General features: G+C 36.7%; 14 protein-coding genes. All 14 read right to left on the bottom strand.

The window, feature by feature from the left end; all coding sequences use genetic code 11:
* Positions 1-239: 239 nt before the first annotated feature.
* The 14 genes from BUA60_RS07295 to BUA60_RS07230 all read right to left on the bottom strand — a co-directional run bounded on the left by BUA60_RS07295 (position 240) and on the right by BUA60_RS07230 (position 14,382).
* On the bottom strand, positions 240-842 hold the full coding sequence (locus BUA60_RS07295; RefSeq protein WP_072861103.1) for a helix-turn-helix domain-containing protein: 603 nt from the start codon (positions 840-842) through the stop codon (positions 240-242).
* 21 nt (positions 843-863) lie between these two features.
* Positions 864-1,931 carry a hypothetical protein gene (locus BUA60_RS07290; RefSeq protein WP_072861102.1) on the bottom strand — a complete coding sequence of 356 codons (1,068 nt, stop codon included), beginning with the start codon at positions 1,929-1,931 and terminating at the stop codon, positions 864-866.
* Between the two features lie 10 nt (positions 1,932-1,941).
* Positions 1,942-2,349: a hypothetical protein gene (locus tag BUA60_RS07285; protein WP_072861101.1), complete on the bottom strand. Its 408-nt coding sequence runs from the start codon at positions 2,347-2,349 to the stop codon at positions 1,942-1,944.
* Positions 2,350-2,428: 79 nt separating this feature from the next.
* On the bottom strand, positions 2,429-4,210 hold the full coding sequence (locus tag BUA60_RS07280) for a leucine-rich repeat domain-containing protein (protein ID WP_072861100.1): 1,782 nt from the start codon (positions 4,208-4,210) through the stop codon (positions 2,429-2,431).
* Between the two features lie 34 nt (positions 4,211-4,244).
* Entirely contained in the window at positions 4,245-5,825 is a 1,581-nt protein-coding gene (locus tag BUA60_RS07275) for a leucine-rich repeat domain-containing protein (protein WP_072861099.1), read from the bottom strand.
* Between the two features lie 33 nt (positions 5,826-5,858).
* Positions 5,859-7,247 (bottom strand): leucine-rich repeat domain-containing protein, encoded by a 1,389-nt coding sequence (locus tag BUA60_RS07270; protein WP_072861098.1) that lies wholly within the window; start codon positions 7,245-7,247, stop codon positions 5,859-5,861.
* A 103-nt stretch (positions 7,248-7,350) separates the two neighbouring features.
* Entirely contained in the window at positions 7,351-7,761 is a 411-nt protein-coding gene (locus BUA60_RS07265; RefSeq protein WP_072861097.1) for a helix-turn-helix transcriptional regulator, read from the bottom strand.
* Positions 7,762-8,424: 663 nt separating this feature from the next.
* A complete protein-coding gene (locus tag BUA60_RS07260) occupies positions 8,425-8,823 on the bottom strand; it encodes a hypothetical protein (RefSeq protein WP_084532526.1) in 399 nt (132 codons plus the stop codon).
* 252 nt (positions 8,824-9,075) lie between these two features.
* Positions 9,076-9,453 (bottom strand): DUF5018 domain-containing protein, encoded by a 378-nt coding sequence (locus BUA60_RS07255; RefSeq protein ID WP_143153142.1) that lies wholly within the window; start codon positions 9,451-9,453, stop codon positions 9,076-9,078.
* 884 nt (positions 9,454-10,337) lie between these two features.
* A complete protein-coding gene (locus BUA60_RS07250; RefSeq protein ID WP_072861095.1) occupies positions 10,338-10,859 on the bottom strand; it encodes a GrpB family protein in 522 nt (173 codons plus the stop codon).
* Positions 10,860-11,090: 231 nt separating this feature from the next.
* Positions 11,091-12,494: a dihydrolipoyl dehydrogenase gene (gene lpdA / locus BUA60_RS07245; RefSeq protein WP_072861094.1), complete on the bottom strand. Its 1,404-nt coding sequence runs from the start codon at positions 12,492-12,494 to the stop codon at positions 11,091-11,093.
* A gap of 230 nt (positions 12,495-12,724) precedes the next feature.
* Positions 12,725-13,189: a RidA family protein gene (locus BUA60_RS07240; RefSeq protein WP_072861093.1), complete on the bottom strand. Its 465-nt coding sequence runs from the start codon at positions 13,187-13,189 to the stop codon at positions 12,725-12,727.
* The gene (locus BUA60_RS07235) at positions 13,173-13,682 is read right to left on the bottom strand and encodes a PaaI family thioesterase (protein WP_072861092.1); all 510 of its coding nucleotides are present in this window, start codon (positions 13,680-13,682) and stop codon (positions 13,173-13,175) included. The genes BUA60_RS07240 and BUA60_RS07235 overlap by 17 nt, the downstream gene beginning before the upstream one ends.
* 103 nt (positions 13,683-13,785) lie before the next feature.
* Positions 13,786-14,382 (bottom strand): TetR/AcrR family transcriptional regulator, encoded by a 597-nt coding sequence (locus BUA60_RS07230; protein WP_072861600.1) that lies wholly within the window; start codon positions 14,380-14,382, stop codon positions 13,786-13,788.
* Positions 14,383-14,512 lie beyond the last annotated feature (130 nt).

Raw genomic sequence — 14,512 nt, 5'->3', positions numbered from 1 at the left:
ACTACTTTTTTTTATTAAAACGAAGTTTATAAATATTTTAAAATCAGTGCTTTTAGTTATTTAAAGACAACAGGTGGGCAAAAGTTTTTTGCCCTTAGGACGCGACCGATATAAACATCCAGTTAATTAGTAAATCAGTCCTCTCCCTATCTTTTAATTTGTCAATGAAACTAAATGACCACCCGATCACAAAACCAGGTGGTCACCAACCATAACCAAATAACCAACAAACGCTTATTTCAAATTTTCCATAATATGCTATCATTACTGTTCAGGCTTTCAATGAATTCTGAAGGAGTCTTTTTTGTATATTTTTTGAACGCTCTATTAAACGTAGTTTTATTATTGAATCCTACATAAAAAAACACTTCACTTATACTGCCGTACTTCCCCTTTCTAAAAATGGAAATCACTTCCTTTATCCTGTAGCTATTTATATAACTATTAAAGTCTTCACCAAATTCTTGATTAATCAACTGGGAAGTCATATGCGCCGAGATACCAATTTTAGAAGCTAAATCAGTCAGTTTCAACCCGGGGTTTAAATAGGTTTTTTCACTGTCCATTAAATATTGAAGCTTTGTTTTCAATTCTTTTGCCAATTCAACGCTAAGTCCAGAATTACTATACTTCTTTGTTATCTTGTTTTGTTCAATGTTGGCAACTACGCGGGACTTGAGTTGGGCATAGTCACTTTTCACCCGAGGATTGTTTTTAATCAAAAAAAATACAGCGACTATTTGAACCAATAACAACTGTACCATTATTATCAGAAACAAAGGTTCATTCTCAACCAATTCTGAGATTATTTCTTGCAGTTGGCCTAAATAAACTTTTTTCATAGCTATTTTTGTTTCTTAAGATTACTCGCAATCAATTCTTTGTTTACTACCTGGTATTACCCTTCTGTAAAATAACGGTCCGGAAAATTCACCTCCATTATAGGCCTGACCTACCGTAAACTCTTCAACCATGCATTTACCACTTTGATGTGTTGTATATGCATAAAACCTAATTTCACGCACTCTGGAGGTTTTACCGTAAGCGGTAGACCAAAAAGATTCCCAGTCCGTATTAAATTTAACTTTTGTCAGGGTTCCATCCCAACCTTTGTCCTTATAAACCTTGGCCATTACCTTTATCACTTCTTTGGCCAATTGGGGGTCATTACGGGCTTCATCAAGATCCGCATACTTAATGCCTGTAGATACCGTTGCATTTCCGCTTTTCACTAAGGTAAATTCGCCCGCGGCCAAGGGTCTTATAATATGTTCGTTACTATTGCCAGGAATGTACTCTATTCGAACATGGTGCTCACCCTCAGGTAGTTTATCCAATTCTTGCAACCAATACCGGGACACTGGCTCATCCTCCGGTTTGGGAGCCAACCAGACTTGTCGCGTTGTATGGTGTAACGATTCTTCGGTGAACTCTACATTTTGTATGGCCCAACTCGACAACTCCCCATTGATAAACAACCTATACGAAGCTCTGGCATCTCTATAATAATCATGTCCGCGCGTCACCCATACTTTTTTCTTCTTGGTCAATAGTTGCAATCCCTCTCTATTGTCACCGTCCCTTGAAGAATTGGAGTAAAGGGTATCATTGGGTATGGAGCAGATCAAGTACATTCTACCATAAATGTTGTCACTAACGTTCAAACGTGTTTTTATTTTTGAGGCATCCTCATTTTTAAACGGAATCTTTTCATTGGAAAAAACAATTTTTCCAACACTGTTTCCGTGCATTTCACTGGTTATTTCCTGCTCTGGCAAGGTTTCTCGCCACGAGGCGGAAATATAATTGACCCCATCTTTCGTGTATTGATAGGTTTTCTTCCCTTTATGGAAACGTTGCCCGTAAAAATTTGTACTACTAAATACTAACGCCCCAATGGCTATAGCTAGCTTTACTTTTTGATTTCTCATATTATTATTTTTAATTTTGATTTTGATTGATTTGAAATCGATACCCTTTTCTGTAAATATTCCCATCATTATCTTCAAGGGTTACTTTGATGATGCTTTCTCTCGTTCTGTCTATTTCGGTCACCAAGAAACTATGGTCGACCTTCACTTGATCAGCCTTTGGGCCACCATAGTTTTGAAATGTTATATTCAAAGTTGGAATGTCCACAGTTAAGTGTTCTGCACCGTCCGAATCCGTCCCTATGACCTCTATCGTAAACTCCCCGCCCAAATTGACGCTTCCATCTTCATTATCGCCAAAAGCCTTTATAGTGATTTCTCCTTTTGAGTCCGGTTTGGAATCCAGGTCCACATCCACATCGCAGCCTATCAGCCCAACCGATAACAATGCCCAGCAAAGCTTTAGTTTTCTATTCATCTCAAATTTGAATTTTACAGATTATTATACTTTGCGGTATCAACAATACTGAAATCCGCCAATACCATCTTAAAGTCTTTCATTCATAATTACATTGTACGGTATCGTCCCTATGAAACACTTTTAAATTCAAATCACAGATAGGCCCATATATTAAGCTTATATCATTGTTCTGAATGTAGAGGTATTCCAATTGGGTAAGATTGGCAATTCGGACAGGAATATAGGTTAGCTGGTTATTGTTCAGGTAAAGGGTCTTCAGCGCCGAAAGGTCCCCTATTTCATCAGGAACAGATGGCAATTTATTATCATTTAAAGTAAGAACCTCTAATTCGGACAATTGGCCCAATTCTTCGGGTAATCTTGTCAGGGCGTTTCCACTCAAATTCAAATAATCAAGGTTCGTAAGACTGAAAAAGTCAAGGGATAGTGTAGCGATCTTGTTGTCATAAAGCGATAGATCCGTAAGGGTATTTAATTTGGTAATAGCTGAAGGAATTTCAGTAAATAAATTTTCACCTAAATACAGGCTAGAAAGACTCGTTAAGTTACCAAATTCCTGAGGGAGGTCTTTTAATTCATTTTCAGATAAACTTAATTCCCTAAGTGCCGAAAGGTTACCTATTTCAGGAGGTAAGACTTTAATTTTATTATCCCCAAGATATAACGTATCCAACTTTTTCAAACTACCAACCCAACTGGGTATTACCCCAATGGTGTTTTTACTAAGATCTAAATATTCCAAGTTTTCCAAATTAACGATCCAACTGGGCATCACCTTTTGTCCAGTTTCATAAGCTGTCAATGTCTCCAGGTTGATAAGATTTCCCAAGGAAGAGGGTAGTTCTTGGAGTTCTGGATTAAATTCAAGATAAAGCTCTTTTAAATTGGTCAACTGCCCAATTTCTTCAGGAATTTCCTCAAATTCATTCCATCCAAGATTAAGAGACTCCAAACTTTGCAGTTTGCCTATTTCAGCGGGCAAAGTGGTTAAGTTAGTAGTATCAAAGCTTAGGGATCGTAGCTGGGTCAGGTCCCCAATTGAAGACGGCAATACCATTATATTTTTAGAGGCTATGGAAATCTTCACAATCCTTCCATTTTCAACCGTGATCCCTTCCCAGTTGGCAATATCGCCATCCAGGGTCCAATTAAGACGACTATCCGGGTTGGCGTTGAAAATGTCGATCAGCACTTGCTTGTCGCTTTTTAACACTTCCACTATAACCGTATAGCTTGTTTTGGTTCCGTCCTCGGCCGTGACCGTATAGGTTACGGCTTGGCTAAAATCAACCGCTTCCTTTACTTCTTGGTCAATGCTCGCCCTTGCCGAAATCCCGATAACAGGTTTTAGTGCGGTAACGTCCGTACCGAACGGGACACGGGCCAAAACGGTCTTTTCGGCTTCATCTATGTCTGCCTCAATGTTTTCTGAAAGACCGTCGTTGTCCTCTTGTAAAAACTGAAATGATGTGATCGCTTTAGCGTCCGATTCACTAACGGTAACGGTAACGGTGTACTTTACGTCCGTACCGTCCTCTGCGGTAACCGTATAGGCAACAGCTTGGCTAAAATCTTTTGCCGCTTTGTTGTCAGGTGAGACCTTTGCATCCTCCGATAGGGTGATGCTGGGTTTCAGGGCAGTCACCTCCGTACTGCTAGGGAACTCTGCGGCAATCGTTTTTTTTTCTTCATCTATGGCTGCTTTCACATCAGCGGAAAGCGCATCATTTTCAGCAGCTGTAAACACAAAGGCGGTAATGGCCTTTGCACTGCTCTTTGCAGTACCGTTGTCATCATCATCTTTGCTGCACCCAGCGAGCACAAATAGGCTTAAAAATAGAATTTTTATCTTTTTCATTGTAGGAATATTTTTTTGGTTTTTTGAATGGGTGCTATTGTTCGCACTCGGCGGTAGTGTCTATTCTAAAATTCGGTATGTTCAAATCACAGATCTCCTTGGGTATGAGCGTAAGCTGATTCTCTTGTAGCAATAATGTTCTTAGTTTGGTAAGATTCCCAATAGAAGCAGGGACTGTGGTCAACAGATTTTTATTGGCCAATATGATTTGAAGGTTTGTGAGCGAGCCGATTTCAGTTGGCAAACTGGTGAATAGGTTGCCTCCCAATCGCAAATCTCCTAGGTTTTGTAAGTTTTCAATCTCAACAGGTAGACTGTTCAACTTGTTGCGTTCAACGAATAGCGTAGTTAGGCTGGTAAGCTTACCTATTTCAGAAGGAATATTGACCAGTTGGTTTCCTGTTAGATAAAGAACTTCTAACTTGTTTAAATTACCAATGGTACTAGGTACATTCTCTAGTTTACCGTTGAAAATGGACAAGAATTTAAGGTTTAAAAGATTTCCTATCTCATCTGGCAGGTTGGTAAATTGATTGCCTGAAAGCAACAAAGATTTTAAATTTTCTAGCTTTCCAATATCCGCATCAACTACGGTTAGGAAGTTATCACCCATAGATAGGGATTCAAGCTGTGTCAACTTCCATAGTGTACTTGGTATGTCCTTGATTTGATTTTCGGAAATTGATAGTTCTTTTAGTTTTGATAGCTCACCTATTTCATTTGGCAGCTCGGTTATGTCATTGCCATCTAAATTCAGCTTCAAAAGATTGGAAAGCTTTCCGATTACGGGGTTTAAAGCTGTCAAATTCTTTTCAAAGAAAATCAAGCTATCAACCTCAATATTGTCAGTTGAATAAACCCCTTCCCAGTTAGACATATTCTCATCGTCAAGATCCCAATCAAGGGAATTGTCGGGGTTGACATTGTAGAGTTCAATCAATACCTCTCTATTCGTAGGCCCTTTTGTAACCACGGAAACAGTATATGTGTTTATACTGCCATCTTCGGCCGTTACCACATAGTCTATCATCTCGCTAAAGTCTTTCACGGCTCCATTATCCGGGGAAACCGTGGACCCTAAAGATGTAACAATCGTTGGTACTAATTTAGAGGTTTTTGTACCAAAAGGAACCTCTACCTTTACCGTCAGATTGCTTTCACCAATCTCGCCCTCGATATCTTCCGATAAGCTATCGTTGTCTTTTGCCAAAAAAGAAAAAGTCATAATCTGCTTAGCATCTGACTTTGCCACCGCAACGGTAACGGCATACTTGGCCTCACTGCCATCCTCTGCGGTAACGGTATATTCCACAGTTTCGGAAAAGTCTTTTGCTACTATGTTCTCAGGTGAGACTGTTGCTTTCTCCGAAACCGTGACAGTGGGCTTCAGGGCCTTGACGTCAGTGTCCGAAGGTACATTGGCTGTTATCGTTTTTTCGTCTTCGTCAATTTCGGCCTTGACGTCTTCAGTCAGAGCATCATTATCCGCTGCTACAAACGTAAAGCCTGTGATGGCTTTCGCATCACTTTTTTTAGTGTTGTTATTGTCGTCGTCTTTGCTGCAGGCAGCGAGCAAAAATAATAGGCTCAAGAATAAAGCGCTTATCTTTTTCATTGTAGGGATATTTTTTAATTTTTTGAATGGGTACTACTGTTCGCACTCTGCGGTAGCATCTTTAGTGAAAGAGGCAATATCCATTGCACAGATAGATTTTGGGATTATGGTAATCTGGTTGTTTTGTATTTGCAACCACCCTAAATTGGTATTGTTTGCAATAGATGCCGGCAATGTGGTTAAAGAATTGTCATTTAACCACAAAGTGCTCATATTAATCAGATTACCTATTTCATCTGGAATTGCACTAAGCTCATTTTCTGATAATATTAGTTCCAGCATTTTGCTCAGATTCCCAATTTCAGAGGGAATTGAGGTTAACGAATTCTTAGATAAATAGAGCTGTTCAAGATTCTTTAGGTTACCTATTTCTTTAGGGATGGCAGTTAAGCGGTTATCGGTAAAGTACATCGTTGTAAGGTTTATCAAGTTTCCAATTTCGGTAGGGATAGCCGTCAAGGAGTTGCTTGAAACATCAAGACTCTTTAGGTTTGTTATATCACCTATCTCCTTTGGTATTGATACCAATGAATTACCTTCAACATTTAAAACCTCTAAGTTCTGAAGGTATCCTAACGATGCTGGCAAAACATTTAAGTTTGCTCCATCGAGTTCTTTTCCATTCAATAATAGTTCAATTACCCTATCATTCTCAACGGTAACGCCTTCCCAAGATGAGATATCTTCATATTCAAGGTCCCAATCAAGGGTATTATCAGGGTTGGCCTTGTACAGTTCAACCAATACCTGCCTATCACTTAATGCAACATTGACCGAAACCGTATAAATTGTTGTGCTACTATCCTCAGCTGCAACGGTATACTCCACCGCCCCACTAAAGTCTTTCACCGATCCATTATCTGGGGAAACCGTGGCACCTGTAGCTAATTCAATATTGGGCTTAAGCGCGGTAACGTTCGTACCAAAAGGCATCTCTGCGGTCACTGTCTTCTGCTCTTCATCGATTTCAGCCTTTACATCTTCTGAAATGGCTTCGTTATCAGCTGCCAGGAACACAAAGGACGTGATCTCCTTGGCATTGGACTTTCGAATCGTGACGGTCACGGTGTATTCTACTTCCGTGCCGTCTTCTGCGGTGACCGCATAGACAACAGCTTGGCTAAAATCTTTTGCTTCCTTGTTTCTTGGGGATACCTTTGCACCTTCCGATAGGGTCATGCTGGGTTTCAGGGCCTTGACGTCTGTGCCCGAAGGCGCCTCGGCTGTTATCATTTTTTCTTCTTCGTCTATTACTGCTTTAATATCTTCAGTTAATGTATCATTATCGTTAGCAGTGAATTTAAAGGAAGTAATGGCCTTTGCCTTACTTTTTTTTATTTGGCCGTCATTATGCTTGTCATCTGTTTTGTTGCAGGCAGCAAATAATAATAAGGTCAAAAAGTATGTACTAATTTTTCTCATATGATAATTGAATTCTTAAAAATTGACAACAAAAGTAGAATGGGGTAGCCATACACTTTCGTCAAAAAGTGAATTCTTTTTTTTGTAAGGGCCAATGGAATTGTCAATTTAGATTTCCATCAAAATAGTTAGAAGGACTTCGGCCATATATTTTTTTGAATATTATCCCAAATACAGAGGCATCATTATAACCGAATAGGTCGGCTATCTCATTTATTGTATATTCCCCTGTCATAATGTAATTTCTGGCTTTAGCCATTTTTAATCTATTTATATATTGGTGAGGGGTTTGGCCGTATAACTTTTTAAAGGATGAATAGAGATGAAATCTAGAAAGAGCCGATACCCGGCTAATTTCCTCCAGTGATATGGAATGCGTTAGATTATCGTTTATATAGTCATTTGCAATAAGTAACCTCTTTAATGTTTCCATTCGAGTCGAATATTTTTTTACCCCAAATCGGGCAGCTATATCGTATCCCTTCCGTTGATCCATATAAACCGTATTCAACATTTCAATGCTTATCTAGTATGGGCAAGTATTTAGATATTCAGGCCTGTTACTTAGCTTGTGAATGGTTTTTAGAAGTCTTCCCGATCGATAATTATCTGCACGTAGAGCCTGCTCAATGAATTATATGTTCTCTGCAACACGTCCGAAAGGATTGTCAAGTCTATACTATGGTGCTGCATTGGTATAAAAATCAAACTGTTCCTAAAACTATTTGTAAACACCAGGCTTAGAACATCAATATATTCAGATCTGTGGTTAACATCAGCAAAATACAACTAAGTAAAGCATTGTAGCCAACGGATTATGCTTCATGGTTCACCTAAGTTTCAGCGAACCCTTATACAGTTACCTTGTTAAATTTTTTATTGTGTTTTTGTGTTGATAAATTCTAGGTATTTATGGTGTTGATTCTTAAAACCTGGTATATTGATACAGTTTTTGCTTAGATTTTTGAAGACACCAATATCCATCACCACAGTTGAGCTTTTCTTCAGTAAGAACTCCATTTTATAAATTAGGTCATTATTTATTAAGTAACCCGCCTTAGATTACATGTAGTATTTACTAATATGGTAGTGTTTAATCGTCAACATAATTGCTTAATAGTTAAATATGCGTTCTGGGAATTGATAAATTGGGTTTATAGACTTTAGATTTGTGGAATTAACTATTATTATCATACACAGATGGTATATTCCATATTTCAGTTATTTTATTATTGATTATTCGACAGACCAGTACGGTGTCGAATCCAACATGAGTGCCATTAATCTGCAGTTTACTGTTTACATGCGAGATAATCAACTCATCCCCTATTGGAATATGTTTTTTTGATTCATATTTAAAAGACCCAAAGGATATTATCTCCAATTTTTGGAATAGTTTTAATATTCCGTCTATGCCTTTGTAATCACCAGATATTTCGGGAATTACTGGATTGAAAAAACGCCAGATTATACTTTTTGAAAATTTTCTTTCCATAGAGGTTCTGTCCTTTAGGTTTAACTCTTGCAGAAGTTTAATGTTCGGATGAGTTTTCTTCTTTCTTTTTGCTTCTTTCATTGTGTCAAGGTGATTAGCTGTTAAAAGGATGCCAATTTCTATGTTTTGATACTGGCACAATATGCTTTTAATAAATTCTCGAACGGATTATATTTTGCATACTTAGATATTTTGTAGCAGGATTAGGGGCCATTAAGACTTGTATATCAAGATTTATAAAAAGTTAAACGCCGTTTATTGATACGGCGCCTAACTCTTGGTCCTGTGTTAAATTGTATTTACTCAAATCAAATTAACTGATTTGAATTATTGTTATTCATTATTCTTAGTTGCCGTGATGGTTACTGTATATTTGGAGGTGGTTTCATCCTCAGCCGTTACGGTATATACAATGGCTTTGGTAAAGTCCGTAATGACTTTACTTTTTGGGCTAACGTTGGCATCTTCTGATACCGTAATGGTAGGTTTCAGTTTGGTCAATGTAGTTCCAGTAGGTAACTCCGCTTTAATGGTTTTTGCTTTACTGTCAATTGAGGCTTTGATATCTTTTGATAACCCATCATTATCACCTGCTAAAAAGCTGAAGGCTGTAATCTCTTTATCACTACTTTTTACCGGAACTTTGTTATTGTCATCATCTTTATTACAAGATACTATCACCAAGAACATTGCTACTAATAACATACTCATTTTTTTCATGTTTACTTTTTTTTTAAATTAATATTGATTCAAATTCGAGTCAAAAATAAGCTCCGATGTATACTAGCGATTAGTCAAAAAATCAAGATTTCAAACTACCTTGAAGATTTTGCGTGATGAATAGTTTATATGTTAATTAATATTCATAATTACTGTTTATGAACAGATGGGTAATAGAAAAAACCATCCATGAAAATGGATGGTCTAACGGGGGAACTTAAACATTGTGATCCACTCGGATAAAATAGCTGAGTCAAACTATACCCTTTCTAGTGATATTTTTCTAATGCCACAATTTCTTATGGATAATCTTCCAACTGGTATATTTAGTTGGTTATGGACAAATGTAATAGTTGAATTCAGGTTATATTCGTGAATAAATCCTTATTTTGAGAAATAATAAAATTTATATGTTTTCAATCAACTATCTAAGAATTTCAAAATAGTTCATACAGTGTTATACAAGTTAACTTTAGTGATAATATTTTCACCTTTATCCACTAATGGAATAGATGGTATTCCCTTTGTTGAACTGCCAAAACTAAAATGTACTGTAAAGAACTTAAAATATAATTTTAATAATGATTAACTGGAAATTGAATTGAGGATTGTGATTAAATTAAAAATATTTCATATACCATAAAGTTAATTGAGACTTGGTTCAATGGTTGGCTGGTTCATTATTTCTGAATGGCAATTACATGCCATACTTATATGGCTTACTTTTCGATCAGCTTTCCTATTATATAGCTGATTGCCACTTTAGCAAACTTTTATTTATAAACTCTCTTTTATCATCATCGCCAATTTTTAGATCCGTCTTGGCAAAGTATATTCAGTATCATTTTTAAACCCAGTAATACTTAAATGATCATTTATTTTACCAGACCTTTCCCTGTTCGTGCAAGCTCCATAACAAACCGAATGAACTCTGATTTTGACTTAGTGTATTCTTCAATGGTGTTGTAATTTTTTAAAACCAATTGCTCCTTTAATGAGGTGTACTTACTAACAAATTCAGGGTTTTTTCTTAAATAATCCCGAAATAATAATTCGTTTCTTAAATAAAAATTTTTATCATATGGGAGTATGTGTAAATTATGTGTCCAGACTTCTGCCGCAGTATATTTGGAGAATAGATGCCTGTTTGACATATCTGTAATAGAATATCTGTAATTTAAGCCCTGTAGTTTGTCATTGTAATAAGACACATTATGTAATGGAGAAACAGCAAGAAAAATATCTATGATAGGTTTTGCACTTAATTTAGGAACAGATGTACTACCAATGTGTTCAATCGCTTTAATTTCTTTCCCAAAAATATCCTCTAATACCTTGCGTTCCAGTTCATACTTTCTTTTCCAGTTTTTGGAATGTGACTGAATTTCAATTGTCATATTCTTTTGTTATTTAAAAATGGCTTGCATAAAAGGATGGCCAAAATTATCGGCGAATCGGTAACAATGGACATCCTATAATAAATATGTATTGTTTTAATTCAATTGCTTGGGGTACTTCCCTTTAAGTAAATTTATTATCTCCTCAGCCTTATTATATTTTAGGATATTTCGAGGCTTAAGCGAGTTAACACTTACATCTAAATTTCAAATTTCATCATTAGTAGTAACTTAAAGGTTAATTGTTCCCTTTCCGGATATTTCAAGGAAGGCTTCTTTCATAACCTCGGTATAGCTTGGGTGTGGGAAGGAAATATTGGTCATATCCCGATCTGTAATTTCATAAACCAAAGCTGTTACACCAATACTGATCATGTCTGCCGCTCTTGGGCTAAAAATGTGCATACCTAATATTTCACCATATTTTGGGTGGGCCAATATTTTTACAAAACCGTCTTTTTCACCTGCAGCCCGGGCACGGCCGAAAGCTGAAATGGGAATTTTTGATGATTTGAAATCAACCTTCTTCTGTGTCAGTTCCTGTTCTGTCAGACCCACTGAAGCAATTTCGGGCCAAGTATATACTACATTAGGGATGGATTTGTGGTCTAAATAAGGTTTTTGACCATCTATGGTTTCCGCAACGAATGTTCCCTCTTCTTCTGCCTTATGGGCCAACATAGCCCCCCCGATTACATCGCCAATTGCATAAATGTTCGGGATGTTGGTCTGAAGTCGCTTATTGGTTACAACAAAGCCTTTATTATCAGTTTGAACACCAATTTTATCCAAGCCCAAATTCACGGTATAAGGTTTGCGTCCAACAGCCATCATCGTGAATTCCGAAGATTTTTCTTCTTCATTCCCCTGTGAATTTAGGAATTTGACCACTGTTCTATTCCCTAGATTTTGTACACTGGTAACTTGTGCCCCTAGGTAAATTTGAACGTTATCTTTTTTTAATTTTCGGTACAATGCTTTCCCAAGGTCATGGTCCATATTGGGTAATAGAAAGTTTTCATACTCTATTATCGTTATTTCAGTGCCAATTCTAGCATATATTGAAGCCAACTCTACCCCTATTGCCCCACCACCTATAATAATTAGGGATTTAGGTTGTGCTTTAAGGGATAATGCTTCTGTTGAGCTTATAATCCGGTCTTTGTCCAGGGTGATGTTTTTTAAGGTTGCCGGTTTGGAACCAGTGGCGATAATTGCATTGTCAAACGTCAATATCTCTTCCTCATTATTCTTTTTTACCTTGATTTTATTGTTTGAAATAAAAGTCGCAACACCTTCAAATACAATTATCTTATTCTTGTTCATAAGGTACTCAAGTCCTTTATTGTTTGACTGGACTACCTCATTTTTTCTTTGGATGAACTTTGTGAAATTAAGTGAGACATCCTCTATTTCTATTCCAAACTCATTGAATTTTTTGGAGGCATCATAATAGTGTTCGGAGCTATCCAACAAGGCTTTTGATGGTATACAGCCTACATTTGTGCATGTTCCTCCCAAAACGGGGTATTTTTCGACTAGAGCAACCTTCTTTCCTAATTGTGCTGATCTAATAGCGGCAACATAACCGCCAGGGCCAGATCCTATAACGATGGTATCGAATGCATTTTTCATTTTATTGATTAATATAAGATTGTTAAACTTGTTCGATTCTTGGGTAATCTGCAATTAACTAGTAATCGTTCATAAATTTTACAGTTAACCTCGGCTTGGGGTAATTTTGATTTGGAGTTATGGGAAAAGGATCTCCATTACCTTTTGGGTTTGGATCTATAAGTAATGCTCATTTATACATTGAAATATATAAATTTTCAAACCTAATTCACTTTACACCAGTTAGTTTGCTATGGTAAATTAGTGAACGTTACTGTCAATCCCATACCAAAATTCTTAGGTAGGTTATGGACTCCAAGCAATGTTCTACTATGCAAGCCCTTGTGTTTGAGAACTTGATTAAATAGGTCTGAAGCACCATTTACAACTTTTGGGGCTTCATCCCAGCCTTTGGCACTCTGATAATAAGCACAGATGTGATTTAAACCGTCCAATCTGTCATAAGATATATATTTGTTAATCTGGGCTAGGGCGTTTAGGGCGCAAATTTGCATGCCGTAATATCCGTCACTGGTGGAAAGCTCATTTCCAAGTTTGCCTTGATAGTGGAATTCTCCATTTTTAATGGGAAACTGTATTGCCACATATCCAATATTACCCCTTATTATAACAGGGGAATAACTTCCACCGGGTATTGGTGGAGTTGGTAATATAAGGCCGGCTAGCTCCACCTTGTTCTTAATTGAAGATACCATTTTGATAGTTCTGTTTTAGGTTTTCATTTCCTGATAATTCAATATGTTTTTGTGACATATTATGATTATTGGCTTCAGTTTTAAAAAAATTTGATTTACCCTTGGCGATCAGCCGGGTCCTTTCGTTGTTCCATATATTGCATTCTGCATTAATGAATTGTTTGCCATGTTTGATAACAAAAGTTTCTGCTATTATGATTTGATCAGGTTTAGCTACTGAGAAATAATCTATAACATTGTTTATTGTGGTAAAAAATGCAGGTTCATCTAATGAAAACATAGTGGCGCCCAATATATCATCTATAATTGCAGCGGTTATACCGCCATGTAAATTTCCTATCGGATTAAGCCATTCGGGACGCACTTGATATTGAAATACAAGATTTCCTTTTTTCGCACTAATAATAGTTGGATTCAGCCAGCGCATTAATGGTGAGGGTGAAACCCTGAATTCTTGGCCAATGAAAGATTTTAGCAATTCTAATTGACTCATAATTTCCAGTATTAAATCTTATTAATTAATTTACAATTATTTCTATGTTTTTATGAGAATAGTATCAAAAATATACATATAGGTATATTTTTAGACAAAAAAATTATAACATTATCTCATTTTCAATTATCGTTTCTATCCTTTTAAAGGCAACATTTAAATAGTCACGATTGTCCATGGTCTTAGCCAATAGTATACCGCCCTCAATTAGTATGACCATAGTTGAAGCCAAGTGCTTAACGTTCAAATCTTCTTTAAATACTTTTTCAGCCATACCTTCCAAGATAATGCTCTCGAACATTTTGAAAAATCCCATAAATGACCTTCTTACGTCTACAACCAACTTGGGCAAAGTGTCATCGACCTCTGTAGCCGCATTTAACAATGGGCAACCTCCTGCCTTTCTAAAATCTTCCCAGTTGTCCCTATAATAATCCAATATTCCAATAAGCTTTTCTTTGGCCCCTCCTTCAGTAATTCTGGAAGCATTTAATAACTGATTTCCTATATTTTTGGCATTATACCGGTATACTGCCTGCGCCACTTCCTCCTTATTTTCAAAATTGCCATATATACTACCCTTGGTCAATCCTGTCAATTCTGTAATATCTCTCAAGGAAGTCCCAGTATAACCCTTTTTATTAAAGTGTTCTGCGGACTTTTTAATAATATATCTCTTGGTTCTTTCAGCTTTTGACATTATAAGTTCGTTTTTTTTGGCAAATATAATAAAATAATACCTATGTGTATAAAAAGAAGGTTTTTTTATACTTTTGTTAATAGTGTTATCAAAACCCATTAATATTTAAGTTTCTTTTAATTGGCTTATA

This window comes from Arenibacter palladensis (assembly GCF_900129275.1).
GTDB classification, from domain to species: domain Bacteria; phylum Bacteroidota; class Bacteroidia; order Flavobacteriales; family Flavobacteriaceae; genus Arenibacter; species Arenibacter palladensis.
Note: the sequence above shows the minus strand (reverse complement) of the source record. Positions and strands in the feature narration are given on the sequence as shown.